General features: G+C 40.5%; 28 protein-coding genes, 2 pseudogenes and 1 CRISPR repeat array. All 30 genes and pseudogenes read left to right on the forward strand.

The genetic code is table 11. The features are described 5' to 3' along the window. Window positions 1-171: 171 nt before the first annotated feature. The 30 genes and pseudogenes from FQ204_RS06015 to cas2 all read left to right on the forward strand — a co-directional run bounded on the left by FQ204_RS06015 (window position 172) and on the right by cas2 (window position 25,547). Window positions 172-3,216: pseudogene (locus FQ204_RS06015) on the forward strand (SrtB-anchored collagen-binding adhesin). Window positions 3,217-3,451: 235 nt separating this feature from the next. Further along, on the forward strand, window positions 3,452-3,778 hold the full coding sequence (locus FQ204_RS06025) for a YdcP family protein (RefSeq protein WP_080821326.1): 327 nt from the start codon (window positions 3,452-3,454) through the stop codon (window positions 3,776-3,778). A 15-nt stretch (window positions 3,779-3,793) separates the two neighbouring features. Further along, window positions 3,794-4,177 (forward strand): YdcP family protein, encoded by a 384-nt coding sequence (locus FQ204_RS06030; RefSeq protein ID WP_144209880.1) that lies wholly within the window; start codon window positions 3,794-3,796, stop codon window positions 4,175-4,177. Window positions 4,178-4,273: 96 nt separating this feature from the next. After that, window positions 4,274-4,732 (forward strand): VOC family protein, encoded by a 459-nt coding sequence (locus FQ204_RS06035; RefSeq protein WP_095905707.1) that lies wholly within the window; start codon window positions 4,274-4,276, stop codon window positions 4,730-4,732. 90 nt (window positions 4,733-4,822) lie between these two features. Then, the gene (locus FQ204_RS06040; RefSeq protein WP_144209884.1) at window positions 4,823-6,217 is read left to right on the forward strand and encodes an FtsK/SpoIIIE domain-containing protein; all 1,395 of its coding nucleotides are present in this window, start codon (window positions 4,823-4,825) and stop codon (window positions 6,215-6,217) included. Window positions 6,218-6,400: 183 nt separating this feature from the next. Next, complete coding sequence (gene mobT, locus FQ204_RS06050) at window positions 6,401-7,597, forward strand: MobT family relaxase (protein ID WP_105309501.1); 1,197 nt, start codon at window positions 6,401-6,403, stop codon at window positions 7,595-7,597. Between the two features lie 12 nt (window positions 7,598-7,609). Further along, window positions 7,610-7,744: a DUF3789 domain-containing protein gene (locus FQ204_RS06055; RefSeq protein WP_021739068.1), complete on the forward strand. Its 135-nt coding sequence runs from the start codon at window positions 7,610-7,612 to the stop codon at window positions 7,742-7,744. After that, a complete protein-coding gene (locus tag FQ204_RS06060; RefSeq protein WP_002323342.1) occupies window positions 7,745-7,966 on the forward strand; it encodes a hypothetical protein in 222 nt (73 codons plus the stop codon). It abuts the gene before it with no gap. Between the two features lie 86 nt (window positions 7,967-8,052). Beyond that, on the forward strand, window positions 8,053-8,295 hold the full coding sequence (locus FQ204_RS06065; RefSeq protein WP_002347257.1) for a DUF3781 domain-containing protein: 243 nt from the start codon (window positions 8,053-8,055) through the stop codon (window positions 8,293-8,295). Continuing rightward, window positions 8,292-8,762 carry a GyrI-like domain-containing protein gene (locus tag FQ204_RS06070; protein ID WP_002347256.1) on the forward strand — a complete coding sequence of 157 codons (471 nt, stop codon included), beginning with the start codon at window positions 8,292-8,294 and terminating at the stop codon, window positions 8,760-8,762. The genes FQ204_RS06065 and FQ204_RS06070 overlap by 4 nt, the downstream gene beginning before the upstream one ends. Before the next feature lie 200 nt (window positions 8,763-8,962). Then, window positions 8,963-9,589 (forward strand): alpha/beta fold hydrolase, encoded by a 627-nt coding sequence (locus FQ204_RS06075; RefSeq protein ID WP_105309505.1) that lies wholly within the window; start codon window positions 8,963-8,965, stop codon window positions 9,587-9,589. 88 nt (window positions 9,590-9,677) lie between these two features. Beyond that, window positions 9,678-9,974: a conjugal transfer protein gene (locus FQ204_RS06080; RefSeq protein WP_144210053.1), complete on the forward strand. Its 297-nt coding sequence runs from the start codon at window positions 9,678-9,680 to the stop codon at window positions 9,972-9,974. Further along, complete coding sequence (locus FQ204_RS06085; RefSeq protein WP_105309507.1) at window positions 9,893-10,396, forward strand: antirestriction protein ArdA; 504 nt, start codon at window positions 9,893-9,895, stop codon at window positions 10,394-10,396. The genes FQ204_RS06080 and FQ204_RS06085 overlap by 82 nt, the downstream gene beginning before the upstream one ends. A gap of 17 nt (window positions 10,397-10,413) precedes the next feature. Continuing rightward, the gene (locus FQ204_RS06090) at window positions 10,414-10,917 is read left to right on the forward strand and encodes an antirestriction protein ArdA (protein WP_002323345.1); all 504 of its coding nucleotides are present in this window, start codon (window positions 10,414-10,416) and stop codon (window positions 10,915-10,917) included. Window positions 10,918-11,035: 118 nt separating this feature from the next. Further along, window positions 11,036-11,434 (forward strand): conjugal transfer protein, encoded by a 399-nt coding sequence (locus FQ204_RS06095; protein ID WP_003061368.1) that lies wholly within the window; start codon window positions 11,036-11,038, stop codon window positions 11,432-11,434. Beyond that, window positions 11,412-13,862, forward strand: coding sequence for an ATP-binding protein (locus tag FQ204_RS06100; protein ID WP_144209887.1), 2,451 nt, complete (start codon window positions 11,412-11,414; stop codon window positions 13,860-13,862). The genes FQ204_RS06095 and FQ204_RS06100 overlap by 23 nt, the downstream gene beginning before the upstream one ends. Next, window positions 13,862-16,072 (forward strand): CD3337/EF1877 family mobilome membrane protein, encoded by a 2,211-nt coding sequence (locus FQ204_RS06105; RefSeq protein WP_144209890.1) that lies wholly within the window; start codon window positions 13,862-13,864, stop codon window positions 16,070-16,072. The genes FQ204_RS06100 and FQ204_RS06105 overlap by 1 nt, the downstream gene beginning before the upstream one ends. Further along, on the forward strand, window positions 16,069-17,076 hold the full coding sequence (locus FQ204_RS06110; RefSeq protein ID WP_144209893.1) for a lysozyme family protein: 1,008 nt from the start codon (window positions 16,069-16,071) through the stop codon (window positions 17,074-17,076). The genes FQ204_RS06105 and FQ204_RS06110 overlap by 4 nt, the downstream gene beginning before the upstream one ends. A gap of 15 nt (window positions 17,077-17,091) precedes the next feature. Beyond that, entirely contained in the window at window positions 17,092-17,994 is a 903-nt protein-coding gene (locus FQ204_RS06115; protein ID WP_117576206.1) for a conjugal transfer protein, read from the forward strand. 109 nt (window positions 17,995-18,103) lie between these two features. Continuing rightward, a complete protein-coding gene (locus tag FQ204_RS06120; protein ID WP_117576205.1) occupies window positions 18,104-18,691 on the forward strand; it encodes a TetR/AcrR family transcriptional regulator in 588 nt (195 codons plus the stop codon). After that, window positions 18,692-19,471, forward strand: a complete 780-nt coding sequence (locus tag FQ204_RS06125) for an alpha/beta hydrolase (RefSeq protein ID WP_117576204.1) — start codon at window positions 18,692-18,694, stop codon at window positions 19,469-19,471. Next, window positions 19,468-19,692, forward strand: a complete 225-nt coding sequence (locus tag FQ204_RS06130; protein WP_117576203.1) for a hypothetical protein — start codon at window positions 19,468-19,470, stop codon at window positions 19,690-19,692. The genes FQ204_RS06125 and FQ204_RS06130 overlap by 4 nt, the downstream gene beginning before the upstream one ends. Window positions 19,693-19,971: 279 nt before the next feature. Continuing rightward, window positions 19,972-20,400, forward strand: coding sequence for an RNA polymerase sigma factor (locus tag FQ204_RS06135; protein ID WP_008787630.1), 429 nt, complete (start codon window positions 19,972-19,974; stop codon window positions 20,398-20,400). Further along, entirely contained in the window at window positions 20,390-20,632 is a 243-nt protein-coding gene (locus FQ204_RS06140; RefSeq protein ID WP_008787631.1) for a helix-turn-helix domain-containing protein, read from the forward strand. Before FQ204_RS06135 ends, FQ204_RS06140 begins: the two co-directional genes overlap by 11 nt. A 375-nt stretch (window positions 20,633-21,007) precedes the next feature. After that, window positions 21,008-21,211, forward strand: coding sequence for an excisionase (locus FQ204_RS06150; RefSeq protein WP_004613735.1), 204 nt, complete (start codon window positions 21,008-21,010; stop codon window positions 21,209-21,211). Window positions 21,212-21,288: 77 nt separating this feature from the next. Next, window positions 21,289-22,479, forward strand: a complete 1,191-nt coding sequence (locus FQ204_RS06155; protein ID WP_144209896.1) for a tyrosine-type recombinase/integrase — start codon at window positions 21,289-21,291, stop codon at window positions 22,477-22,479. Between the two features lie 220 nt (window positions 22,480-22,699). Beyond that, entirely contained in the window at window positions 22,700-23,548 is an 849-nt protein-coding gene (cas7c, locus tag FQ204_RS06160; RefSeq protein ID WP_144209899.1) for a type I-C CRISPR-associated protein Cas7/Csd2, read from the forward strand. A gap of 1 nt (window position 23,549) precedes the next feature. After that, window positions 23,550-24,221, forward strand: a pseudogene (cas4, locus tag FQ204_RS06165) (CRISPR-associated protein Cas4). Next, complete coding sequence (gene cas1c, locus FQ204_RS06170) at window positions 24,218-25,243, forward strand: type I-C CRISPR-associated endonuclease Cas1c (protein ID WP_144209904.1); 1,026 nt, start codon at window positions 24,218-24,220, stop codon at window positions 25,241-25,243. The pseudogene cas4 and the gene cas1c overlap by 4 nt, the downstream one beginning before the upstream one ends. Before the next feature lie 10 nt (window positions 25,244-25,253). After that, the gene (cas2, locus tag FQ204_RS06175; RefSeq protein ID WP_144209906.1) at window positions 25,254-25,547 is read left to right on the forward strand and encodes a CRISPR-associated endonuclease Cas2; all 294 of its coding nucleotides are present in this window, start codon (window positions 25,254-25,256) and stop codon (window positions 25,545-25,547) included. A gap of 146 nt (window positions 25,548-25,693) precedes the next feature. Beyond that, a CRISPR array of direct repeats spans window positions 25,694-26,592; the repeat unit is 32 nt; unit sequence GTCGCACCCTTCGCGGGTGCGTGGATTGAAAT. Window positions 26,593-26,604: the final 12 nt, after the last annotated feature.

Raw genomic sequence — 26,604 nt, forward strand, 5'->3', positions numbered from 1 at the left:
GCAAGTTTTCCTAGATATGCAAAGATATGGTACAGCACATCAGTATTGAAACAAGAAAAAATTGAATAACTTATAGACTATGGAACGCCTAAAATGACGTTCCTTTTCTATTTCCAGCCGTTCTTATTGGACGGCTATTTTATTACTCAAAATGAAAGGAGCATTAGATTTATGAAAAAGACATGGAAACGATTGTGTACGGGCTTCTTAGCTCTTGCGACTGTCGTTACTGCTTTACCGACTACACCCGTTCATGCAGAAAGTAAGCAATACTGGACGGAGTCAAAAGAGCGTGTCGGTATCGTTGAAAAAGTAATGAATGACGGTTCGATTGGTTCTACCTTTAATGAGGGACATTTGACCGTTGAGGGCGAGGACGCTTACTGTATTGACATCAACACAGACTTTAAGAATGGTTACAAGACCAGAGCTGACGCAAGCTCACGCATGAGTACCGACCAGATAAGCGACGTTGCCTTATCTATCGAATATGTAAAACAGTACACAGACAGCCACAGCGGAATAAGCAAAAATCACGCTTACCTTTTAAGACAGATTGTAGTCTGGCAGAGATTAAGCGTACATCTTGGCTGGCAATGTGATAACGTGCGAGCTTCTTATGATGAAATTCCAAAGGCTACGCAGGACGAAGTTTTCTCTGGTGCAAAAGCCTTTGTCAAAGAGAATAAAGGACGCTATGAATGTGGCGGTTATATCTACTCTGGCGAGGGGCAGGAATTAGGGCAATTCTGGGCGAAACTGAATGTTGGAAATACGAAACTGCAAAAGGTTTCCAGTAATACCAGCATTACAGACGGTAACGGGAATTACTCTATTGCAGGTGCGACCTATGGTGTCTTTTCTGATAAGGACTGCACGAAATAGCTTGCCACCCTTACGACTGATGAAAACGGAGATACAGATATTGCAGAGGTAAAAGCAGGGACAGTTTATATCAAGGAATTATCCGCACCAGCAGGATATAAAGTGGATAAAACAGTCTATCCATTGACAATCAAAGCTGGCGAAACAGCAACCTTGAACGTATCAGATACACCGAAAGTAACGGACACTTTGATTGAGCTTTTCAAGATTGATATGGAAACACAGAAAGACAATCCGCAAGGGAACGCTTCTTTAGCAGGTGCGGAATTTACATGGAAGTATTATGCAGGCTTCTATAATAAAGACAATCTCCCTGCCGAAGCTACTCGTACATGGGTTACAAAGACAATCGCTGAAACAGACAGCGACGGGACAACTCACTACATCACAAAATTAGCGGACGCATACAAGGTATCTGGCGACAGCTTCTATATGCAGGACGGCAAGTCGGTTCTTCCACTTGGAACGCTAACCGTAGAAGAAACAAAAGCTCCAAACGGTTACTTGTTAGACGGTGCGTATATGCAGGCTGGCGATAAGTCCGAACAGATTAAGGACTTATATGTAACACAGATTACCGAGGACGGCGACCTTGCCGTATTGACGGGAAGTAACCATTTTTCCGTATCAGATAAAGTTATCCGTGGCGGTGTGAAAATTCAGAAACGAGATTTAGAAACGGGCGATACCAAACCACAAGGAAGTGCCACTTTGAAAGATACTGCCTTTGACATCATTTCCTTAAATGATCATTCTGTATTGGTTGAGGGCAAGCTCTATAAGAAAAATGAAGTCGTAAAAACTATTCGTACAGACATTGAGGGTATCGCTTCTACTTCTGCCGACCTTTTACCTTATGGAAAATTCCGTATTGTTGAGAGTGAAGCTCCCGACGGTTACTTAACTGACGGTGCAAAACCGATTGACTTTGCAATCACAGAAAATGGAAAAATCGTGGACTTAACCGACGAAGCTCATTCTATCTACAATCAGATTAAGCGTGGAGATATTGAGGGTGTAAAAATCGGTGCAGGCACACATAAGCGTCTTGCTGATGTTCCCTTTAGGATCACAAGCAAGACGACGGGAGAAAATCATATTGTTGTAACTGATGATAACGGGCAGTTCTCCACTTCTGCCGACTGGGCTTCTCACAAGCATAATACTAACGCAGGCAAGACCAGTGAGGACGGTGTGTGGTTTGGGACTTCTGAACCAGACGACAGCAAGGGTGCATTACCTTATGATACCTACATCATTGAAGAATTACGCTCTGAAAGCAACAAAGGTTTTGAACTTATCCCACCTTTTGAAATCGTGGTATCAAGAAATAATCTTGTGATTGATTTAGGAACGCTGACTGATGAATACGAAAAAGAAATCTCTATTCATACCACAGCGACCAGCAAAGACGGCGAAAAGACTATCCTTGCAGGAAAAGAGGTTACAATCGTTGATACTGTCAAATTGGACGGACTTACAAAAGGCACAAAATACCAGTTAAAAGGCTGGCAGATGTTAAAGGAAGAAAACGCTGAGCTTATCATTGACGGAAAGCGTGTAGAAAATGACTATACTTTTATCGCTGATGATGAGGAAATGAAAATAGAAATTACATATACATTCAATGCGTCCGAGCTTGGCGGTAAAAATCTGGTAACATTCGAGGAATTATACGATTTGAGCAATCCAGACGAACCCGTGAAAGTTGCGGAACATAAGGACATTGAGGACGACGGGCAGACGGTACTTATCACAGAGCGTATCATCAAGATACATACAACCGCTACCGATAAGGACGGCAACAAAGAGATTGAAGCAGGAAAAGACGTTACAATCATTGATACCGTAACCTTAGAGGGCTTAGAAGTCGGTACACAGTACAAACTTGTGGGCTGGCAGATGTTGAAAGAAGAAAATGCAGAGCTTCTTATCAATGGAAAGCGTGTAGAAAGTGATTATACGTTTACCGCTGACAGCGAAACTATGAAAGTGGAAGTTGCCTTTACCTTTGACGCTACTTCTCTTGACGGCAAACAGCTTGTAACTTTTGAAGAATTGTACGATTTAAGCAATCCAGACGAGCCGAAGAAAGTTACCGAGCATAAGGATATTGAGGATAAGGGACAGACGATTGCCTTTAAGGAAAAACCAGAAGAACCAGAGAAACCCGAAACACCACAGACACCAGAAAAGCCTAGCAGACCGAGCGACAGTCCCAAAACGGGCGATAACACCAACCTTTACGGACTGCTTGCACTTCTTATGACTTCTGGTGCTGGACTGGCAGGTATCTTCTTCTATAAACGCCGTAAAATGAAGAAATCATAAGGCGGTAACAGTATGAGAAAAGGAAAATCACGCTCTCCGCTGATAACGTATCGGAAGACTTCCGCTTATTCTGGCTTGTCTGCCAACAACCTGCAAGAACACGGATAGTCAAGGGTGCGAAGCATTGATTTTACCCTTTACTATCTGTGGGATTGCTGGTACTTTCCAAACCGCCAGAATAAGAAATCACAATCAAAAAACTTATCAAATATAGAAAGAAACGAGGTAAAACAATATGGAAATGAAATATGTCGTGCCAAATATGGCACAGTCTTTTGGAACTCTTGAATTTGCAGGCGAAAGCGAGCCTATCTTTGAAAGGGATAAAAACAACCGCAAGGTTATAGCCAGACGAAGCTATAACCTTTATTCTGACATACAGAAAGGCGAAAATGTTGTGGTGGAAATTCCCGTGCAGGCTGGCGAAAAGCATTTCAAGTATGAGCAGAAAGTAAAACTTGTCAATCCGAAGTTATACGGCAGAGGTTACGCAATCGGGGATATGGGACATACCGATTATGTGTTAGTTGCTGATGATATTGTAGCAGTTGAAGAAAAGTAAAGGAGTGAAGAATTTATGAGATTATCAAACGGGTTTGTTATTGACAAAGAGAAAACATTTGGAGAATTAAAATTTACAGCGGTGCGTGATGTGTTCTTGCAGAACGAGGACGGAACACCGAGTACACAGCTTAAAAAGCGTATCTATGATTTGAAGTGCAGTCTGCATGGTGGAATTATCCCCGTGTCTGTACCGCCAGAAGTACCGTTAAGGGAATTTCCGTACAATGCAGTCGTGGAACTTGTCAATCCCGTAGCCGATACTGTATCACGAAAAACCTATACGGGTGCAGATGTGGACTGGTATGTAAAGGCAGAGGATATTGTATTGAAGAATAAAGTCAACCAGAACGCAGGCAGTTCACAAAACTCTACACCGCAGGGACAGCCGAAAAAATAGGATTGCTGAATAGATTTTCATTGTAGCGGATATATGGAACTGTTATAATATGGATATGAAGAAATGAACAAATTGAAACTTATGGAGGTAACGGAAATGAAATTAAAAAATCCTATGCTGGTGGTAACAGATATAGACAAATCAGTTGAGTTTTATAAAAAGGTTTTCGGGCTTCATGTGATTATGGATTTTGGAGCAAATAAAACTTTAACGGGCGGTTTGGCTTTGCAGACAGTTGAAACATATAAAGATTTTATCGGGAAAAGCGATATTTCTTTTGGTGGCAATAACTTTGAAATTTACTTTGAAGAAGATAATTTTGATGAATTTGCGGATAAGCTGAAAGAATGTGATGTTGAATATGTCCACCCTATTGTAGAACATTCATGGGGACAGCGTGTTGTTCGTTTCTATGACCCAGATAAACATATTATCGAAGTTGGCGAGAACATGAAAATAGTATGCAAGCGTTTCTTAAACAGTGGAATGACACCAGAACAAGTAGCAGAACGCATGGACGTACCTATGAAATTTGTCAATGCCTGTATGCGTTAAATCCCAGTTTGACAATTTCATATCCTCACACAAAGCAGTTAGTCTTAGGATTGACTGCTTTTTTCGTACCCAGAAAGGAGTGATTGATTTATGCGTATGATTTGGAACAAAGGACACCGTATCAGAGCCAGCGACAAGCACCTTGTCTATCACTTTTCCATAGGGACGCTTCTGTTTGTATTCGTAGCGGTTCTCCTGCTACTGAATATCAAACAGCTCATACGTACCGATTGGGAGCATTTCAGCTTGTTAGAGAATGGCTTGACGCTTTCCCCTTACAACTTCATAACCATACTGGTAGCGATTGGTGTTTGTGCATTGGTCGCTTTTCTGTATTACCGTTTCTGTTACGACGATTTCAAGAAGCTCCTGCACCGTCAAAAGCTGGCAAGAATGATACTGGAAAATAAGTGGTATGAAGCCGATACTGTACAAGACAGCGGTTTTTTTACTGACCTGCAAAGCAGATCAAGGGAAAAAATCGTCTGGTTTCCAAAGATTTATTATCAAATGGAAAAAGGACTGCTTCATATCCGCTGTGAAATTACGCTGGGGAAATATCAAGACCAGCTTTTACGGTTAGAGGATAAATTGGAAAGTGGCTTGTATTGTGAGCTGACCGACAAGACCCTGCATGACGGCTATATCGAATATACTCTGCTTTATGATATGATAGCGAACCGCATTACCATTGATGAAGTACGGGCAGAAAATGGCTGTCTAAAGCTGATGAAAAATCTTGTCTGGGAATATGACGCACTCCCCCACGCTCTGATTGCTGGTGGGACTGGTGGCGGTAAAACCTATTTTCTGCTGACGCTCATTGAAGCCTTACTGCATACCAACGCTGTCCTTTATATCTTAGACCCGAAAAACGGTGACCTTGCAGACTTAGGGACAGTTATGGGAAATGTGTATCATACCAAAGAAGAAATGATAGATTGCGTCCATGCCTTTTATGAGGGCATGGTACAGCGAAGTGAGGAAATGAAACGACACCCGAACTATAAGACTGGCGAAAACTATGCCTATCTGGGACTGCCACCCTGCTTTCTTATCTTTGATGAATATGTAGCATTTTTTGAAATGCTGGGGACGAAAGAAAGCGTAAGCCTGCTTAGCCAGTTAAAGAAAATCGTTATGTTAGGGCGACAAGCAGGATATTTCCTTATCGTTGCCTGCCAGCGTCCAGACGCAAAGTATTTCTCGGACGGTATCAGAGATAACTTCAATTTCCGTGTGGGACTTGGGCGTATCAGTGAATTAGGTTACGGTATGCTGTTCGGTTCAGATGTGAAAAAGCAGTTTTTTCAGAAGCGTATCAAGGGGCGTGGCTATTGTGATGTGGGAACAAGCGTCATAAGTGAATTTTACACGCCTTTAGTCCCAAAAGGACATGATTTTTTGCAGACTATCGGCTCTCTTGCACAAGCAAGGCAGGACGGGACGGCGACGTGCGAAGCGAAAGGCGACGGCACGGACTAGCCGTTGCTGGTGTGGCGTTAGCCACGCCAGCAGGTAAAACCCCTCGGTATCTAACAGAGGGGTACGTTTGCAAATAGACAATAGACAAAAAACATAGGAAACATAAGGCTTCTGGCATGGTTTCCTAGCAAAAATCGGCTGTGAAGTTGCCTTAAAAAACTTCACACTTTACAGATTGGGGGTATGGTTCTGAATGAAGAACAATGGATAAAAGAATTACGGGAGAAACGGATTGCTTACGGTATCTCACAAGGCAGGCTGGCGGTGGCTTCTGGTATCACAAGGGAATATCTCAACAAGATAGAAAGCGGAAAAATGAAGCCGTCAAAGGAACTTCTGGAAACTCTGCATAAAGAACTGGCAAGGTTCAATCCAGAAGCACCGCTTACCATGCTGTTTGATTATGTGAAAATTCGTTTTCCCACGCTGGATATACAGCACATCATCAAAGATATATTAAAACTGAATATCAATTATATGCTCCATGAAGATTACGGGCGTTACAGTTATACGGAGCATTATTCTTTAGGGGACATCTTTATCTATACGTCGGCTGACGAAGAAAAAGGTGTCCTTTTAGAGTTAAAGGGGCGTGGTTGCCGACAGTTTGAAAGTTACCTGCTGGCACAGCAACGAAGCTGGTATGACTTTCTCATGGACGCATTGGTAGACGGTGGCGTGATGAAGCGTATCGACCTTGCTATCAACGACCATACGGGCATTTTGGATATTCCAGAGCTTGCGGAAAAATGCAGGAAACGGGAATATATCGGAAAGTCCAGAAGTTATAAGTTTTACCAGTCGGGCGAGCTTATCAAGCACAGAGAGGACGACAGAGAATATATGGGACGTACCCTTTATCTTGGGTCGCTGAAATCAGATGTGTATTTTTGTATCTATGAAAAGGACTATGAGCAGTATATCAAGTTAGGGACACCGCTTGAAGAAGCCGACATTATCAACCGTTTTGAGATACGGCTTAGAAATGAACGTGCCTATTATGCAGTACGAGATTTGCTGACCTATTATGACGCAGAGCAGACCGCCTTTTCTATCATCAACCAGTATGTGCGGTTTGTTGATGAAGAACCAGACAAGCGAAAAAATGACTGGAAACTCAATGACCGCTGGGCTTGGTTTATCGGCGATAACAGACAGAGTTTGAAGCTGACGACAAAGCCAGAGCCTTATACCTTAGACCGCACGTTGCGTTGGGTACAAAGGCAGGTAGCACCGACCTTGAAAATGCTGAAAAGGATTGATAAAGGAAACGGCACAGACTACATGGAAACAATCGAACAGCAGGCAAAGCTCACAGAAAAGCATGAAATGATAATCAAACAGCAGACGACCCCTGCAAAAGATTTAGTAGAAAGTTAGGAGTGATAAAAAATGTGGGAATTAGTAAAAGACTTCCTGCTGGTATCTATGGGAATGGGTATCGGCGTGGTCTTGATGTGTATGTTAAGCGTCGGCAAAGAAGCCGACTATAAAATGAAACAATTAAGAGAAAGTGAGGACAATTAAATGAATTTCGGGCAAAATTTGTATCAATGGTTTTTATCAAACGCACAGAGCTTAGTGCTTATGGCGATTGTGGTTATCGGTATCTACTTAGGTTTCAAGCGTGAGTTTTCCAAACTTATCGGCTTCTTGGTAGTTGCCTTGATTGCTGTCGGTTTGGTATTCAACGCTGGCGGTGTGAAAGATGTACTGTTAGAGCTGTTCAATAAGATTATCGGTGCATAAAATTTTATTGTGGTGCTGATATGAGAATGATATAATTGGGATATGAAATATACAAATAAATCTGTTGAAAAATGAGGTGTCAAAATATGGCAAATGAATTACTGGAAAACTTGGATAGACTTCATACAACTGAACTTGGCGTTATTAGAATTAAAAAGAACTTATCTTTGAATGTAGAAAACGTGATTGAATGGTGCAAAGAAAAAATCAGTCTTTCTAATGCAGAAATTATAAGAAAAGGGAAAAACTGGTACATAACGATTGATAATTGTATCATTACAATAAATGCGTACAGTTATACCATTATCACTGCTCACAAAGTAAAATGATGAATTATTCTATAAGAGAATTAGACGCATTTTCAGTTATTGGGCAGGAAGTAGAGCTTACGAATTACCAAAAAAGGAATATTCAGATTAGTACGCAGTTTTGGAGAAAGTTTAACAGTAATTTGAAGAAATCATATCTTTCACAATCGGGAAATTGGGTAAAATATGCTTTTATGGAACGGAGAAATGGAAAACTTTATTATTTCTGTTCTATACCAAAGCGAACTATTATTCCAGACAACTTTCTGTATAAAGAAATACCGTCTTATAAGTATTTGGTCATGGAGCATATCGGTGCTATGGAAAAAATATATGAAACTTATGGAAAAATTTATCAGGAAATTATTCCTAATACACCATATACCCCTATAAAAAATATTATCCTGCACTTTGAAAAATATGATTACCGTTTCCATTGGAATAGAGATAATTCAGTTATTGAAATTTGGATACCTATTCAAGATTAAAAACAATTTTATATCCCCACACACAAAGCAGTTAGTTTTAGGATTGACTGCTTTTTTCTTATCAAAATTTCAGATTGGAGTGATGAAATGGTGTCTGTTAGAGCTGTTCAATAAGATTATCGGTGCATAGAATTTTATTGTGGTGCTGATATGAGAATGTTATAATGTGGATATGAAACACAGTATCTAGGAGTGATGAAATGAAATATATAATGCTTCATGGTTTGGGACAATCTTCTGAAAGTTGGAGTGATACCGTAAAAGTATTCAATGATGATTTTGAAGTTTTATGCCCTAATTTATCAGATTGGCTTTCTGGGAAAACACCATGTTATGATACATTGTATCGGACATTGGAAACATACTGTGAACAGTTTGAAGAACCGCTAAATATTTGTGGACTTTCTTTAGGTGGTATTCTTGCTATGCAGTATGCGATAGAACACCCAGAAAAAATGAACTCATTAGTGTTAATAGGCACACAATATGAAATGCCAAAGTATCTGTTAAAAATGCAAAATCTGATATTCCGTATTATGCCTTGTTCAGCATTTGAAAAAATGGGCTTTCAGAAAACAGATTTTATCAATCTATGCAAATCTATGACAGAACTTAATTTTAAACATGAACTGAAAAAAATATCATGTTCGGTACTTGTTGTCTGTGGCGATAAGGATAAGATAAATAAAAAAGCTTCTTTAGAATTGCAACAACAGATAGAAAACGCAGAAATAGCTATTATTGAAAATGCAGGACATGAAGTAAATACAGATACGCCAACACTACTAGGGCAAAAGTTAAATGTATTTTTCAAACAATATGTCTGATAAACAATTTCATATCCATACACACAAAGCAGTTAGTCTTAGGATTGACTGCTTTTTTCTTACCAAAATTTCAGATTGGAGTGATGAAATGAGCGATATTTTTAAGGATATGCAGGCAAACGTCGGCTGTGAATACATTTCCGACCTGCCCTCTTACAAGCGTAAGGTATGGCATGAAATGAAACGACTGAACCCTGCCGACTATGAAGAAAGACAGTTAGAAGATTTTTCTAAATATGTGTTTGGTATGTCGTACCAGACCTTAAAAGATGTGATGAAACAACAGAAAGGACGTGAGGAACAATGCAGGAAACAAGGGTGCTGGTGGAAACGAGAGGAACAACTGGCGAAGAAACAACATCATACTGGTTCGACCTACCGATAGATGTTGCCGAGTTTGAAGAAAAGTTAGGTATCGGTGCAGAAAGTCAAGATTATCGTATTATCGAAAAGGTGTTGCCTTATGCTGATGAAGTCCACGAACACACCAGCGTGTACCAGCTCAACGAATTAGATTTTATGTACCGCCAGCTTTCAAGTGATATGCAGGAAGAATATGTATCACTACTTACGGTGTATGAAAATTTAGAAGCACTTTATATTTGCAGAAATGTGATTACGGTTTATCCCGACTGCAAAAGCATGATAGATGTTGCAAGGCAAAAGCTGATGAACGACCCGACGTTCAAGCATTTATCCGAGGACTGTCAAGAATACTATTTTGACTTTGAAGCCTACGCCTCTCACTTGCAGGAACACGGGAAATTTTTAGTAACGGAACACGGTATCTTTGAACTGCCAGAGTAGGAAATGAGGTGGTGCTTATGATTGATGATATGGCGGTTTACATTGCTAATCTTGGCAAATACAATGAGGGCTATTTAGTCGGTGCTTGGTTCACGTTTCCTATTGACGAGGAAGATGTGAAAGAAAAAATCGGCTTGAATGAACAATATGAGGAATACGCTATCCATGATACCGATAACTTCCCCATTGCGATTGGCGAGTATGTTTCCATTGAAGAACTCAATGAGATGTATGAAATGATAGAGGAACTTCCCGACTATATCGTAGAGTGTCTGGACGAATTTATCAGCCACTACGGGACGCTGGAAGAAGTCGTGGAACACAAGGACGATATTTATTATTATCCCGACTGTGAAACTATGACAGACGTTGCCTACTACTACATAGACGAATTGCAGGCACTTGGCGACATTCCACCCAGCTTACAGAACTACATTGACTATGAAGCCTACGGGCGAGATTTGGATATGGGTGGTTGCTTTATTGAAACAAGCCGAGGTATGTGCGAGATACCATATTAACGCTGGAAGATCAGCGACAAGCATGGTTGTTACTGACAGCGTATTTCTCTTTTAAGGGACAGTCTGAAACATGGCTGTCCTTTTCTATTTAGAAACTTACGAAAGGAGCTGAAAGAACTTGAAAAAGATTAAAAGCTACACGGGTATCTGGAACGTGGAAAAAGTCTTGTATGCAATCAATGACTTTAACTTACCCTTTCCCGTTACTTTTACACAGATTACATGGTTTGTGATTACAGAATTTATCATCATTCTGTTTGGGGATATTCCCCCACTTTCCATGATTGAGGGAGCATTTCTCAAATACTTTGGTATTCCCGTTGCTCTTACTTGGTTTATGTCGCAGAAAACCTTTGACGGAAAGAAGCCGTACAGCTTTTTGAAATCACAGATAACCTATGCCCTGCGACCTAAAATCACTTATGCAGGAAAAGCCGTAAAACTGCATAAGCAGATATTGAATGAAACAATCACGGCAGTAAGGAGTGTGAACTATGTTCCCGATAAAATATATTGACAATAACCTTGTCTGGAACAAGGACAATGAGGTGTTCGCTTACTATGAGCTGATACCGTACAACTATTCTTTTCTATCCGCAGAGCAAAAATTTATCGTGCATGACAGCTTTCGACAGCTCATCGCACAGTCCCGTGAGGGTAAAATTCATGCGTTGCAGATTGCCACAGAAAGTTCCATACGAAGTATGCAGGAGCAGTCAAAGAAGCTGGTAACTGGAAAATTAAAGGAAGTTGCCTATCAGAAGATAGACGAACAGACCGAAGCGTTAGTATCTATGATTGGGGACAATCAAGTGGACTACCGCTTTTTTCTCGGCTTTAAGCTCATGGTTACGGAAGAACAGCTCAATCTGAAGAACATCAAAAAATCGACGTGGCTGACGTTCACGGAATTTCTCCATGAAGTGAACCACACGCTGATGAATGACTTTGTTTCCATGCCGAATGATGAAATCAACCGTTACATGAAAATGGAAAAGTTACTGGAAAATAAAATCTCCCGTCGCTTTAAGGTGCGTCGCTTGGAAATCAATGATTTTGGGTATCTCATGGAACATCTTTACGGTAGGGACGGTATTGCCTATGAAGATTATGAGTACCAGCTACCAAAGAAGAAATTGAACAAAGAAACGCTGATAAAATACTACGACCTTATCCGTCCGACAAGGTGTGTGATTGAGGAAAGCCAGCGGTATTTACGCTTGGAACATGAGGACAAGGAAAGCTATGTGTCCTATTTTACCGTCAATGCGATTGTAGGCGAGCTTGATTTTCCGTCAAGTGAAATCTTCTATTTCCAGCAACAGCAATTCACATTCCCCGTTGATACTTCTATGAATGTAGAAATCGTGGAGAACCGAAAAGCACTTACCACCGTAAGAAATAAGAAAAAGGAATTGAAAGACCTTGACAATCACGCTTATCAAGCAGGAAGTGAAACCAGCTCAAATGTGGTGGACGCATTAGACAGTGTGGACGAACTGGAAACGGACTTAGACCAGAGCAAAGAAAGTATGTATAAGTTAAGCTACGTGATACGGGTGTCTGCACCCGATCTTGACGAGCTGAAACGCCGTTGTGATGAAGTCAAGGACTTTTACGACGACCTCAATGTAAAGCTGGTGCGTCCTGCTGGGGATATGCTGGGGCTTCATTCTGAATTTCTTCCTGCCAGCAAGCGATATATCAATGACTATGTGCAGTATGTAAAATCAGACTTCTTGGCTGGGCTTGGCTTTGGAGCGACCCAGCAGTTAGGAGAAACTACGGGTATCTATATGGGCTATTCCGTTGATACGGGAAGAAATGTGTACCTGCAACCGTCCCTTGCCAGTCAAGGTGTAAAAGGTACAGTTACCAACGCTTTAGCGTCTGCTTTTGTCGGTTCGCTTGGCGGTGGAAAGTCGTTCTGCAACAATCTTCTTGTGTACTACTCTGTTCTCTTTGGGGGACAAGCGGTTATCTTAGACCCAAAATCAGAGCGTGGCAACTGGAAAGAAACGCTCCCAGAGATAGCCCATGAGATAAACATTGTCAATCTCACAAGCGAAAAAGAAAATGCAGGACTTCTTGACCCATTCGTGATTATGAAGAATGTAAAAGACGCTGAAAGTCTGGCAATCGACATCTTAACATTCCTTACGGGTATTTCTTCTAGGGATGGCGAAAAATTCCCCGTGTTACGTAAAGCGGTGCGTTCCGTTACCCAGAGCGACAGTCGGGGCTTGCTCCATGTGATAGACGAGCTACGCAGTGAAGATACGCCCATATCAAGAAATATTGCAGACCATATCGACAGCTTCACGGACTACGACTTTGCACATCTGCTGTTTTCAGACGGTACGGTGGAAAATGCAATCAGCCTTGATAACCAGCTCAATATCATTCAAGTAGCAGACCTTGTGTTGCCAGATAAAGATACCACTTTTGAGGAATACACGACCATTGAATTGTTGTCGGTGTCTATGCTGATTGTGATTAGCACCTTTGCCCTTGATTTTATCCATTCGGACAGAAGTATTTTTAAGATTGTAGATTTGGACGAAGCATGGGCGTTCTTAAATGTGGCACAAGGCGAAACCTTATCAAATAAGCTGGTTCGTGCTGGGCGAGCTATGCAGGCAGGCGTTTATTTTGTTACACAATCTTCTGGCGACGTGTCAAAAGAAAGTCTGAAAAACAATATCGGCTTGAAATTTGCCTTTCGTTCTACTGACATTAACGAGATAAAGCAGACCTTAGAGTTTTTCGGTATCGACAAGGACGACGAGAACAACCAGAAACGCTTGCGTGATTTGGAGAACGGACAATGCTTATTGCAGGACTTATACGGGCGTGTCGGTGTGGTACAGATACACCCAGTCTTTGAAGAATTGCTACACGCCTTTGATACCAGACCGCCTATACAGAGAAATGAGGTGGAGTGATGAAAGAAAGGATAAAAGGTGCGTTCACAAAAAAGAAGATTTTCCACTTTCTCAAAATGGCTCTGTTTGTCGTGGCACTCTCCCTTATCCTGCTTTCACTTTTGGGGACGGTGGCTCATGCGACAGGACTTGTAGACGATACCATAAACGCAGAAAATCTTTACTCAAAATATCCGCTGTCGAATTATCAGCTTGATTTTTATGTAGATAATAGCTGGTCGTGGCTTCCGTGGAACTGGCTGGACGGGATTGGAAAAAGTGTGCAGTACGGGCTTTACTGTATCACTAATTTTGTCTGGACGATAAGCCTTTATTTAAGCAATGCAACGGGCTATGTGGTGCAGGAAGCCTATAAACTTGATTTTATTAACGATATGGCAGACAGTATCGGAAAAAGCATACAGACCCTTGCTGGTGTTACAGCAAACGGTTTTTCCAGCTCTGGCTTCTATGTTGGTTTCCTGCTTCTCATTATCTTAGTGGTGGGACTTTATGTTTCCTATACGGGACTGATAAAAAGAGAAACCAGCAAGGCACTTCACGCTGTTATCAACTTTGTGGTGGTATTCGTGCTGTCCGCTTCGTTTATTGCCTATGCTCCCGACTATATCAAGAAGATAAATGAATTTTCAAGCGACATCAGTACCGCTTCACTTGACTTAGGAACAAAAATCATGCTCCCCAACTCTGACAGCGAGGGCAAGGACAGCGTGGACTTGATACGGGACAGCTTATTTTCTATTCAAGTGGAACAGCCGTGGCTCTTACTTCAATTCGGTAACAGCAACGCAGAGGAAATCGGGACAGACCGTGTAGAAGCTCTTGTATCGGCAAGCCCAGAGGACGAGGACGGGAAAACCAGAGAAGAAGTCGTGAAAACAGAAATCGAGGACAACGACAACAACAATCTGACGATACCACAGGTCGTAAACCGTTTAGGTATGGTGTTCTTCCTACTGTTCTTCAATTTAGGAATAACAATATTTGTATTCTTGCTTACGGGTATGATGTTGTTCAGCCAGATACTTTTTATCATTTTCGCTATGTTCTTGCCTATTAGTTTTCTGCTCTCTATGATACCGAGCTATGAAAGCATGGCAAAGCAGGCAATCGTGAGAGTGTTTAATACCATAATGACACGGGCAGGAATAACGCTCATTGTAACGGTGGCGTTCAGCATTTCCAGTATGTTTTATAACATTTCCACGGATTACCCGTTCTTTATGGTGGCGTTCTTGCAGATAGTATGTTTCGCTGGTATCTATATGAAGCTGGGCGATTTAGTGAGTATGTTCTCTTTGAACGCTAATGACAGTCAAAGCATGGGACGAAGAATTTTCCGCAGACCGTATCTGTTTATGCGACATAGGGCTAGGCGTATGGAACACCGTATTGCAAGGGCGGTAAGTGCTGGCGGTATTTCGGGCGGTGTCGCTGGTGCGGTGGCTGGAAGTGCCGTTGCTGGAAAACGAGCTGAAAGAAAAAATACAGTTTCTAAAGAAAATCGGGGCAATACCACTTCCAGCATGGGACAGCGTGCAGGTTCAAAGGTGGGTGCTGTCTTAGATACGAAAAATAAAGTGAAAGACAAAGCAAACGCTGTCAAAGAGAATATCAAAGATATGCCGACACAGACCGCTTATGCGGTGTATTCCGCAAAGGAAAAGGCAAAGTCCAGCGTGTCCGACTTCAAGCGTGGCATGGTGCAGGAACAGCAGTCCAGACAGACGGGACGATTGGAAAAGCAGGAACAGCATAGACAGAATATCGCTGATAAGCGTATGGAGCTTCAAAAGGCACAAGAAGCAAGGCAGGCACAGCGAAAGGCTGACGGATCAGCGACAACGGGAGCTACCCGTCCCCATGAGCGACCAGCCACAGCTTCAACCCTTTCAAAGCCGAGTGCAGAAAAAATGCAGGAAGTCAAACGCCCTGCCACAGCGACCACTTCAAAGATAAGTGAGCCAGTCAAGACGAATGTTGTAAAAGAGCGTCCGTTATCTTCTGGTGCTTCTGATAGGAAAACGACCCAGCCTACACAGACAGTACATAGGCAGAATGTAGAAAAAGTGGTATCGCAGGAAACACGCCAGAATTACACCAAAGACCGCAGGACAAAGGTTCAGCAGACGCAAACCGTCCAGAAGAACCAGCAGACCTTAGAGAAAACCCGTAACCTTGTAACGAAGAAAGGACAGAAGAAAAAATGAAACTGAAACATATCGCTCTCATTGGCAGTCTGTTTCCTATCCTCTTTTCTCTGGTGCTTTTCTTTGGTGTCCTCATTAGTGCGGACAGCGACGACGAGAACAGCAACTTTTCTTCCGGCATTACGGGTATGAATTTATCCGCAGAAGTCTTGAAACATCAGCCTATGGTGGAAAAATACGCCAGAGAATACGGCATTTCCGAATATGTCAATGTGCTATTGGCTATCATTCAAGTAGAAAGTGGCGGTACGGCAGAAGATGTTATGCAGAGTTCGGAAAGTCTTGGTTTACCGCCTAATTCCTTAGATACGGAAAGTTCAATCAAGCAGGGGTGTAAATATTTTGCGTCCCTGCTTTCTTCCTGCAAAAATCAAGGTATCGACGATTTGAATGTAGCAATACAGTCCTATAACTATGGCGGTGGCTATGTGGGCTATGTGGCAGGAAAAGGAAAGAAACATACCTATAATCTTGCAGAGAGCTTCGCCCGTGAGAAATCGGGTGGAAAGAAAGTAACCTACACCAACCCGATAGCCGTTGCGAAGAACGGGGGCTGGCGATATGGCTATGGAAATATGTTCTATGTGGAATTAGTCAATCAATATCTGACTGTGGCACACTTTGATAATGCGACGGCACAAGCGATTATGAATGAAGCGTTGAAATATCAAGGCTGGAAGTATGTGTATGGTGGCAGTAACCCGAACACTTCCTTTGATTGTAGCGGACTTGTGCAATGGTGCTATGGAAAAGCTGGTATCTCCTTACCGAGAACAGCACAAGCCCAGTATGACGCAACCCAACATCTTCCACTCTCGCAGGCAAAGGCTGGGGACTTGGTATTTTTCCATTCTACTTATAACGCTGGTTCGTATGTAACTCACGTCGGTATTTATGTAGGAAATAACCAGATGTACCATGCAGGCGACCCGATAGGATATGCAGACCTAAGTAGTAGTTACTGGCAACAGCACTTAATCGGTGCAGGACGAGTAAAACAATAGAAAGGACTTGAAAATATGTTTAAGAAAAATAAGAAACAGACAGAAAATGTCAAAGAAAAAAAGGTGCGTACTGTCAAGGTAGGCACACATAAGAAAACCGTGATTGTGTTATGGGTGGTGCTTATCGCAAGCGTGAGCTTTGGGGTATATAAGAATTTTACCGCTATCGACCAGCACACGACCCACGAAAAAGAAATCATTGAACTTCGCTTGCAGGACACCAACGGGATAGAAAATTTCGTGAAGAACTTTGCGAAGTCTTATTACACATGGAATAACAGCAAAGAAGCGATTGAAGCAAGGACGCAGGCAATCAGCGGTTATCTGACAAAGGAATTGCAGGACTTGAATATAGATACCATTAGAAACGATATACCGACCAGCTCTACGGTTACAGATGTGATTGTATGGCATATCGAGCAATCGGGAACGGACACTTTTTCTGCTACCTACGAAGTAGATCAGCAGATAAAAGAGGGAGAACAGACAAACAATGTGAAAGCAACCTATACCGTAAAAGTTCATGTGGACGCTGACGGGGATATGGTAATCGTTCAAAACCCTACCCTTGCACCAGCAGTTGAAAAATCAGACTATGAGCTTAAGACACCAGAAGCAGACACAAGCGTAGACGCTGATACTGTCAATGACGCTACCGCATTTCTGGAAACATTCTTTAAGCTCTACCCAACAGCCACAGAAAAAGAGCTTGCCTACTATGTAGCTGGAAATGTGATTGAACCTATCGGCAGGGACTACTTTTATTCTGAATTGGTAAACCCTATCTTTACAAAGAACGGGGATAATGTGAAAGTCAATGTAGCGGTAAAATTCATTGATAATCAGACAAAAGCGACGCAGGTATCACAGTATGAGCTTGTGTTACATAAGGATAGTAACTGGAAGATTGTAAATTAAGCTTTTAGCTTGCACTTATAAAATACAGTTGTATTAAATTGTAGAAAGTGATAAAATGAACACATAAACATACCGTTTATTTTATCACTTAAATTAAAGGAGAAAAAATATGCCTAAAATTTTTTCAGACGCAAGGAAACAGTCTTTGTATAAAATTATAAAACAAAATTGTATTAATTTAATTAGAGAAAAAGGATATAAACAGCTTAATATTAGAGAGTTAGCAAAAACCACAGGCATTTCAACGGGTACATTTTACAATTTTTATAACTCAAAAGAGGATTTAATTTTATCTATTATGGAAGAGTCGCAGCACAACTTGGAAAATCGTTTTTTTAAGATTTTAGAATGTAATGGAAAAATAACAAAATCGGAATTTATAGATTTATATTCATTCTTTTTTCTGAGAGATGAAAAAAACATTTTTCGATATTTATCAAGAGATGATTTAACTGCTATTCTTTTACGAACAGAAAGAAATCAATCTTTTGAAACCATAAGAACTTCTATGAAAAAAAATATTAAATATATAGATAAGCCAAAGAAAAATATTAACTTTAATGCTGTTATAAATTTTATACAGCTTGTTAATCTTTGTTTACAAAACAGTGATTTATTAGTCAAAGAGGAAATTGAAAGTACAGTAAAAAAACTATTAGAAAATATTACAGAACAGATTTTTGAGGAGGAAATATAAATGAAATTCCATGAGTTTGGAGATAAAGAAAATCAGCATATTATGTTAATTCATGGCGGTGGAAATTCATGGTGGAATTATTTAAGACAAGCAAAAGCATTGTCTAAAGAGTATCATGTTATTTTGCCAACTCTAGATGGACATGGAGAAGAATATAATACAGAATATGTCTCTACAATAGATAGCGCCCAAAAACTAATCTCGTATATAAATCAAAATTGTAATGGACAGCTTTTTCTGCTTTGTGGTGTATCTTTAGGGGGGCAGATTGTGATAGAAATGCTTTCTCTTAAAGCTGATATTTCTCAAAAAGCTATCATAGACGGAAGTATTTGTTATCCACAACCCAAATTGGAAAAATTTTGTATTGCCACAGTCCGTCTTTTTGGGGGATTGATGTTTAGTAGATTTTCGTGCAAATGTCAAATGGTTTTGCTACGATTGTTTCCTAATATGAGATTTACAAAAGAAATTGAAAATTATTATATACATGATATGCCCTTATTAAAGAAGAATACACTTTATAATATGTATCGCACATACATGGCAGAATATCAGTTAAAAGAAGATATTTCTAAAACGAAAGCACAAATTATGTATTGTTATGGTTCAAAAGAAATGAAATGTGTAAAGAAGTCGGCACAACTCTTTAAAGAATTAGTTCCTTCATGTCAAATATACGAAGCGAAAGGATATAATCATGGATATTTAGCAATATATTTGCCTGACGAGTGGTTGAAAGTAGTTGTACCCTTTTTAAATACAAAGGAGAGCTTATGATAGGATTGAAAAAACGAGATATTAAAAAAGCACTGAAAGCTGGTGCAAAAGCTGGCGGTGTATCATTGGCTGATGTTCGGGCTGATATTGAAGCGACGATTGATGAAGCTATGAACAGCACCGACCCAGAAGTGCAGGCAAATTTCAGAAAGTATTTTGGAAACAAACACCCTACGCCAGAAGAATATATTTACAAGATTACAAAAAAGACAAAAGTTTAACAGAAATCAAGTGCTGTAAGGGGGCTTGTATTATGGAAAGTTTTAAGCATAATCTTATACGGTCATACACTACCTAACAGCATTTTATCAACAACTGAATATCTCACAGCTTTAATAGCTCGTACAGACTATATGTTTTGTGCGGGCTTTTTTTGTACCCGAAAAAATTTTTTCACTTTTTTTCAAATTTATGCAACAAATCACACCTTGCTGTACAGATATGGTGCGGAAAGAGGGATAAACACTTTTCACGTCATAACAGAAAGGGGGTGTGATGATATGAAACCGTCGGACTTCCAAAAGACAATACAATGTCAATTCGACTGCAAGCTCAAACGTGTAGTAAAAGGTATTGTCCGTAATTATCGCAAAGAATTAAAGCGACGAAGAAATAAGGAAATTTCCTATTGTGAACTTCCAGAAATCGTCGTGGAAAAGCTGGCAGTCTGGGACGAATATGAAAGCGATTATACCGCCTTTGATGTATGTGGTATTGAGGTTCGTGTCCTTGATGATGATTTAGCAGAAGCGATTAAGTATCTGTCTGAAAAAGACAGAGAAATCTTGTTGATGTATTTCTTCTTAGGCATGAGCGATACAGAAATCGGCGACAGATTAAAGATTAACCGTTCAACGTCGTTCCGCAGTAGGAAGAACTCACTTGAAGAAATCAAGAAAAAATTAAAGGAGAACATGAATGATGAATAACACACGCCCGTCATTTTACCTTATCTCGTCGGCTGTGGACGGCAACGTAAATGCGATTGAAAAGATACTGGCATTGTATGACCCGTACATATCAAAATGTTGTTTGCGTCCGTTCTACGACAAATATGGTAATGTCTGCATAGTCGTAGACATGGAATTAAAAGGACGTATCAGAGAAGCACTTATTAAAATGATTTTGGACTTTGATATTCCTTTAGAAACCGAAGAATAACAAGCAGTAACCGCAGAGCATGATTTGTTTAATCCCCTCTTTCCTGCTCTGCTCCCTGCTTTTACATGAAAGCATACCGCTTTCGCCACAGCTCTTTGAAAACTGAATAAAGCAGACAGATACGTTTGTGAGATAGCGAGCCACGGGAACTGTACGCCACGACCTTTTCAAAAGAAAGCGAGCGATCCACGCAGTGATCCGAGAGCGACCGTTGGAAAAGTCGCTTTGCCACGACCTATCCTCACAGAATAATGATACGTCCGCATGGTGCGGTTCTGCCCACAAGAATGGGAATAGTTGAGATACTAACGGAGCTTTCCAAAGCCGTCTGCCTGCTTGAAAAAAATGACACACAGTAAAGGGGGTGCATAGATTATGAACAATACTGATGTGCCTATCTGGGAAAAATATACGCTGACGATTGAAGAAGCATCCAAATACTTCCGCATTGGCGAAAAGAAATTGCGTAAATTAGCCGAAGAAAACATTGACGCTGGCTGGGTTATCGTGAACGGTAACCGTATTCAGATTAAGCGAAAACAATTTGAAAAAATCATAGATACATTGGACGAAATCTAATGTCATTGAGCCGTAGATATGGTATAATAAATGTAGCGTATCACGGCTCATTCCATGACGGAAAGGAGCTTTACACTATGTCTAATGTGAAACGAAAAGACAGTAAAAATCGCAATTTGCGTAATGGAGAGAGCCAGCGAAAAGACGGAAGATACGTTTATAAATATACCGATATATACGGAAAGCCACAATTTATTTATTCTTGGAAACTTGTACCGACAGACAAGACACCTGCTGGAAAACGTGATGATATATCGTTGAGGGAAAAAGAAACACAGATAAAAAAAGACCTTAACGACGGTATCGACACAGCAGGCGGTAAAATGACAGTCTGCCAGCTCTACGACAAGAAGAACAGCCAAAGAAAGAACATCAAAAGGGCTACTGAAAAAGGACGACAGTATCTTATGAACGCTCTGAAAAATGACCCGTTGGGTATGAGAGCGATTGATACCGTCAAGCAGTCGGACGCTAAAGAATGGGCTATCAGAATGAGTGAAAAAGGATATGCCTACAAAACGATTGATAACTATAAGCGTTCCTTGAAAGCGTCATTTTACATGGCGATACAAGACGACTGTATCAGAAAGAACCCGTTTGAATTTAGGCTAAGTGATGTTCTGGAAGATGATACGGAGCAGAAAGTTATCCTTACACCAGAGCAGGAAGAACGCCTGCTTGCCTTTATGGAAACGGATAAGATTTACAGCAAGTATTATGATGAGATTGTGCTTCTGCTGGAAACGGGACTTCGTATTTCTGAATTTTGCGGACTGACGACGCATATTGATATGCAGAACAGAATACTCAATATAGACCACCAGTTATTGAAAGATAGCGAAATCGGCTACTATATTGAAACGCCAAAGACCAAAAACGGAAAACGGGAACTTCCATTGACAGAACGGGCTTATCAAGCAATCCAAAGAATACTAAAGAACAGAGGAAAAGCACAACCGCTGATTGTAGGTGGTTACAGCAATTTTCTATTCTTAAACCGTGAGGGCTTGCCTAAAGTTGCAGGAAACTATGAGGGCATGGTGCGAGGACTGATTAAGAAGTATAACAAGTATCACACGGACAAGTTACCGAACATCACACCACATTCATTCCGACATACTTATTGTACGAATATGGCAAACAAAGGAATGAACCCTAACACTCTGCAATATCTCATGGGACACGCTAACATAACCATGACACTTGGCTATTATGCACACGGTACATTTCAATCTGCAAAAGCAGAACTGGAAAGACTGGCTTGTTAATATCGGAGCTTATATTTACTACTCATTTACTACTTTTGGTTGCATTTTCATGCTGGTAAATGCCAGCTTATGCAAGGTATCTTCCAAAAAGAAAATACCGATAAAGCCCTAAAATACGGGATATATCGGCATTTACCAACTTATGAAAAGATAATCAGAAATTTAGTAAGTTTTTCCTTTTAAACAAGCAAAAAATGAAGGTGAAAGCGAGGAGTAACAAATGTTAGAACATAAAATTGATTTTATCGCAACAGTTGAAGTGAGAGAAGCTAACGCAAACGGGGATCCGTTGTCAGGGAATATGCCTAGGACGGACGCAAAAGGTCATGGCTTGATGAGTGATGTTTCTATTAAGCGTAAAATTAGAAACCGCATGCAAGATATGGGGCAATCAATTTTTGTGCAAGCAGGAGATCGTATTGAAGACGATTTTAAATCTTTAGAAAAACGCTTTTCCAATCAATTTACTTCTAAAACACCTGATAGTGAAGTTGAGGAAAAAGCTAATCAATTATGGTTGGATGTCCGTTCTTTTGGTCAAGTCTTCACTTACTTAAAAAAATCAATAGGTGTGCGTGGTCCTATTTCTATCAGTATGGCAAAATCTCTAGAGCCAATTGTGATTTCTAGTTTGCAAATCACCCGTAGTACTAATGGTATGGAAGCTAAAAATGAAAGTGGACGTTCATCCGACACTATGGGAACAAAACATTTTGTGGATTATGGTGTATATGTTATCAAAGGCTCTATCAATCCAAATTTTGCTGAAAAAACAGGATTTTCTGATGAAGATGCTGAAGTTATTAAGCAAGCTCTGATTAGTTTATTTGAAAATGATGCTTCATCAGCTCGCCCAGAAGGTTCAATGCGTGTGAGAGATGTTTTCTGGTTCACACATTCTAGTAAACTAGGTAATGTTTCAAGTGCTCGTATCTTTGATTTGTTAGAATTTGACAAAGAAAAGCAAGACAAGGATAGCTATGAGGAGTATGCTATTCATCTTAATCAAGAGAAGTTGGCAGATTATGAAGCTAAAGGACTGAAAGTTGATATCTTAGAAGGACTTTAATATGGTCTATTCAGAAAATGACTACCTCATGCTATCGGGGATTCAGCATTTCCAGTTTTGTAAAAGACAATAGGGCTTAATTCACATTGAGCAGCAATGGGCGGATAATGAGGCGACAGCACATGGTCAAATTTTGCACCAAAAGGCAGATAATCCTTACATTAAAGAAAAACGTAAGGATATGATCACTTCACGAGCTATGCATGTTTCATCAAAAGCACTTGGTCTTTATGGTATTCTTGATGTCGTAGAATTTTATAAAGATGAAAATGGTGTCAATTTGAAAGGTAAACAAGGAAAGTGGCTGCCTTGTATTGTTGAGTATAAACGTGGAAAACCTAAAAGGGATATCCGTGACATTGTTCAGTTGGTAGCACAAACTATTTGTCTTGAAGAAACCTTGGAATGCCACATTGAGACAGGCTGTCTCTATTACCATAGTGTAAATCAAAAAAAGGTCATTGAAATTACTAAAGAATTGCGTCAGGAAGTTTTTGATTTAGCTGCGCAAATGCATTATTATTATGACAATAAAATCATAGATAAAGCAGAGTATTTTAAAAATTGCCCGTTATGCTCTTTGGCTGATATCTGTATGCCACGCTTAAGCAAAAAAACTCGTAACGTCAATAATTACATTAAACAGTCTTTGATGAGTGAGGATAGCTTATGAAAAAATTATTGAATACTTTGTATCTTACCCAAGATAATTTTTATTTAACGCGTGAGCGAGATAATATTGTTGTCAAGCAAGAAGGAAAGGTTGTTAGTCGCTTTCCTTATCGCATTATTGATGGTATTGTGTGTTTCTCATACTTGGGTGTCTCACCATCTTTGATTGAATTGTGTGCACAAAATCAAATCAATCTCTCTTTTCATACTCCTCAAGGACGTTTTTGTGGTCGCTTTGTAGGACCAACCAATGGAAATGTTTTGCTCAGGCGTGAGCATTATCGTTTAGCAGATAATGATCTTTCAACGGAATATGCCAAGCGCTTTATCTTAGCAAAGGTATCCAATTCTAGAAAATATTTGCTTCGTTTCAAACGTGATCATCGAGATAGAATTGATAATCAGCTATTTGAAGAGATTAATACAGAATTAACATGGGCTTTAGAAATGATTCAATCGGTGCCGAATAAGGAAACTTTACTAGGAATTGAGGGACAAGCAGCTAATCAATATTTCCGAGCATTCAATGAACTAGTTTTAGCTGACAAAGACACATTTCAGTTTAAGGGACGTACACGACGACCGCCCCAAGATTGTGTTAATGCTCTTATGTCGTTTGGCTATAGTTTATTAACCTACGAGTGTCAATCTGCTTTAGAGGCTGTTGGATTGGATAGCTATGTTGGTTTTTATCATACAGACAGACCAGGGCGTGCCAGTTTAGCTCTTGATTTAGTAGAGGAATTTCGTTCTTATATTGTTGATCGTTTTGTTTTTTCTTTAATAAATAAAGGACAATTAAATAAAATGCACTTTGACATGAAGGAAAATGGAAGTGTTATTTTAACCGAAAAAGGACGTGCTATCTTTATTGAAGCTTGGCAGAAGCGTAAACATACAGAAGTTGAACATCCTTTCACAAAAGAAAAAGTTAAATTGATGTTGGTACCTTATGTACAGGCGCAGTTATTAGCCAAAGCAATCCGTGGAGAATTAGAATCGTATCCACCATTTTTAATCTAGGAGTAGACTTATGATGGTTTTAGTAACTTATGATGTTAATACGGAAGAAACAGCAGGTAGGAGACGTTTACGACATGTGGCAAAACTTTGTGTTGATTATGGTCAACGTGTACAAAACTCAGTTTTTGAATGCTCATTAACTCCAGCCGAATTTGTAGAGATAAAAAATGAACTATTAACAATCATTGACCAAGAATCAGATAGTGTTAGATTTTACTTACTTGGCAAAAATTGGCAAAATCGTGTTGAAACGATTGGTCGAGATGATAGTTATGACCCTGATGTGGGGGTATTGCTTTTATAAAAACTTGTGTGCGAGCCTAGGTTACACATCAAAACCTGTGACATTCGCGCATCAACTTAGAATTATAGTGGCAAAAACCTCGTTTTATTGGGGAAACTAGCTCAATAGATTCTTGATTTTAGCCACAAACAGTGTAACTATGCGCTGTCGCACCCTTCGCGGGTGCGTGGATTGAAATGGCAAGGAGCAGTTAGCTACATTTATCCAAAATAAGTCGCACCCTTCGCGGGTGCGTGGATTGAAATCAATCAAATAACAACATTGCATCACGTTTTAATTCGTCGCACCCTTCGCGGGTGCGTGGATTGAAATTGGTTTATTAACGGATGCTGAAATGCAGATTTTGTCGCACCCTTCGCGGGTGCGTGGATTGAAATTTAAACATCGGGCGTCAATGAGTCCTGCTTTTAAGTCGCACCCTTCGCGGGTGCGTGGATTGAAATTGCAGAAACAGAACGACGTTTTTTGAACCACGTTACGTCGCACCCTTCGCGGGTGCGTGGATTGAAATACAACTAAAAACGGAGTTCCTATTCAAACTAACTCGTCGCACCCTTCGCGGGTGCGTGGATTGAAATACAAAAAGAAAAAGAGGTTGCAGAGTGGCTAGCCAGTCGCACCCTTCGCGGGTGCGTGGATTGAAATAAAGAATATGGGATAATAGAAATAGATAAGTAGGGCGTCGCACCCTTCGCGGGTGCGTGGATTGAAATACTACTTGGCCAGCCGGTGAATAATACCAAGTATCGTCGCACCCTTCGCGGGTGCGTGGATTGAAATTAAAATCCTTGGTAAAGTATATGGAGAATTAACGTCGCACCCTTCGCGGGTGCGTGGATTGAAATTTTTTGCCCGACATAATAATCCATGAATTGCTCATGTCGCACCCTTCGCGGGTACGTGGATTGAAATCGTACACTACACTCACTTCCATGTTACAACGTGGCGTCGCACCCTTCGCGGGTACGTGGATTGAAATTGGGCTGTCGTTACCGTCGTTGAGAAGTGCTAGAGTCGCACCCTTCGCGGGTGTGTGGACTGAATATGCTTATAAGCC

It is taken from the genome of Streptococcus constellatus, assembly GCF_902167705.1.
GTDB classification, from domain to species: domain Bacteria; phylum Bacillota; class Bacilli; order Lactobacillales; family Streptococcaceae; genus Streptococcus; species Streptococcus constellatus_A.

Coding starts and splice junctions, on each gene's coding strand:
- FQ204_RS06080 (WP_144210053.1), top strand. CDS start 9,678: ATGAGCGATATTTTTAAGGATATGCAGGCAAACGTCGGCTGTGAATAC.
- FQ204_RS06070 (WP_002347256.1), top strand. CDS start 8,292: ATGATGAATTATTCTATAAGAGAATTAGACGCATTTTCAGTTATTGGG.
- FQ204_RS06090 (WP_002323345.1), top strand. CDS start 10,414: ATGATTGATGATATGGCGGTTTACATTGCTAATCTTGGCAAATACAAT.
- FQ204_RS06025 (WP_080821326.1), top strand. CDS start 3,452: ATGGAAATGAAATATGTCGTGCCAAATATGGCACAGTCTTTTGGAACT.
- FQ204_RS06115 (WP_117576206.1), top strand. CDS start 17,092: ATGTTTAAGAAAAATAAGAAACAGACAGAAAATGTCAAAGAAAAAAAG.
- FQ204_RS06035 (WP_095905707.1), top strand. CDS start 4,274: ATGAAATTAAAAAATCCTATGCTGGTGGTAACAGATATAGACAAATCA.
- FQ204_RS06055 (WP_021739068.1), top strand. CDS start 7,610: ATGTGGGAATTAGTAAAAGACTTCCTGCTGGTATCTATGGGAATGGGT.
- FQ204_RS06150 (WP_004613735.1), top strand. CDS start 21,008: ATGAACAATACTGATGTGCCTATCTGGGAAAAATATACGCTGACGATT.
- FQ204_RS06085 (WP_105309507.1), top strand. CDS start 9,893: ATGCAGGAAACAAGGGTGCTGGTGGAAACGAGAGGAACAACTGGCGAA.
- FQ204_RS06030 (WP_144209880.1), top strand. CDS start 3,794: ATGAGATTATCAAACGGGTTTGTTATTGACAAAGAGAAAACATTTGGA.
- FQ204_RS06135 (WP_008787630.1), top strand. CDS start 19,972: ATGAAACCGTCGGACTTCCAAAAGACAATACAATGTCAATTCGACTGC.
- FQ204_RS06125 (WP_117576204.1), top strand. CDS start 18,692: ATGAAATTCCATGAGTTTGGAGATAAAGAAAATCAGCATATTATGTTA.
- FQ204_RS06040 (WP_144209884.1), top strand. CDS start 4,823: ATGCGTATGATTTGGAACAAAGGACACCGTATCAGAGCCAGCGACAAG.
- FQ204_RS06065 (WP_002347257.1), top strand. CDS start 8,053: ATGGCAAATGAATTACTGGAAAACTTGGATAGACTTCATACAACTGAA.
- FQ204_RS06120 (WP_117576205.1), top strand. CDS start 18,104: ATGCCTAAAATTTTTTCAGACGCAAGGAAACAGTCTTTGTATAAAATT.
- cas2 (WP_144209906.1), top strand. CDS start 25,254: ATGATGGTTTTAGTAACTTATGATGTTAATACGGAAGAAACAGCAGGT.
- mobT (WP_105309501.1), top strand. CDS start 6,401: ATGGTTCTGAATGAAGAACAATGGATAAAAGAATTACGGGAGAAACGG.
- cas7c (WP_144209899.1), top strand. CDS start 22,700: ATGTTAGAACATAAAATTGATTTTATCGCAACAGTTGAAGTGAGAGAA.
- FQ204_RS06075 (WP_105309505.1), top strand. CDS start 8,963: ATGAAATATATAATGCTTCATGGTTTGGGACAATCTTCTGAAAGTTGG.
- FQ204_RS06100 (WP_144209887.1), top strand. CDS start 11,412: ATGTTCCCGATAAAATATATTGACAATAACCTTGTCTGGAACAAGGAC.
- cas1c (WP_144209904.1), top strand. CDS start 24,218: ATGAAAAAATTATTGAATACTTTGTATCTTACCCAAGATAATTTTTAT.
- FQ204_RS06060 (WP_002323342.1), top strand. CDS start 7,745: ATGAATTTCGGGCAAAATTTGTATCAATGGTTTTTATCAAACGCACAG.
- FQ204_RS06140 (WP_008787631.1), top strand. CDS start 20,390: ATGATGAATAACACACGCCCGTCATTTTACCTTATCTCGTCGGCTGTG.
- FQ204_RS06105 (WP_144209890.1), top strand. CDS start 13,862: ATGAAAGAAAGGATAAAAGGTGCGTTCACAAAAAAGAAGATTTTCCAC.
- FQ204_RS06110 (WP_144209893.1), top strand. CDS start 16,069: ATGAAACTGAAACATATCGCTCTCATTGGCAGTCTGTTTCCTATCCTC.
- FQ204_RS06155 (WP_144209896.1), top strand. CDS start 21,289: ATGTCTAATGTGAAACGAAAAGACAGTAAAAATCGCAATTTGCGTAAT.
- FQ204_RS06130 (WP_117576203.1), top strand. CDS start 19,468: ATGATAGGATTGAAAAAACGAGATATTAAAAAAGCACTGAAAGCTGGT.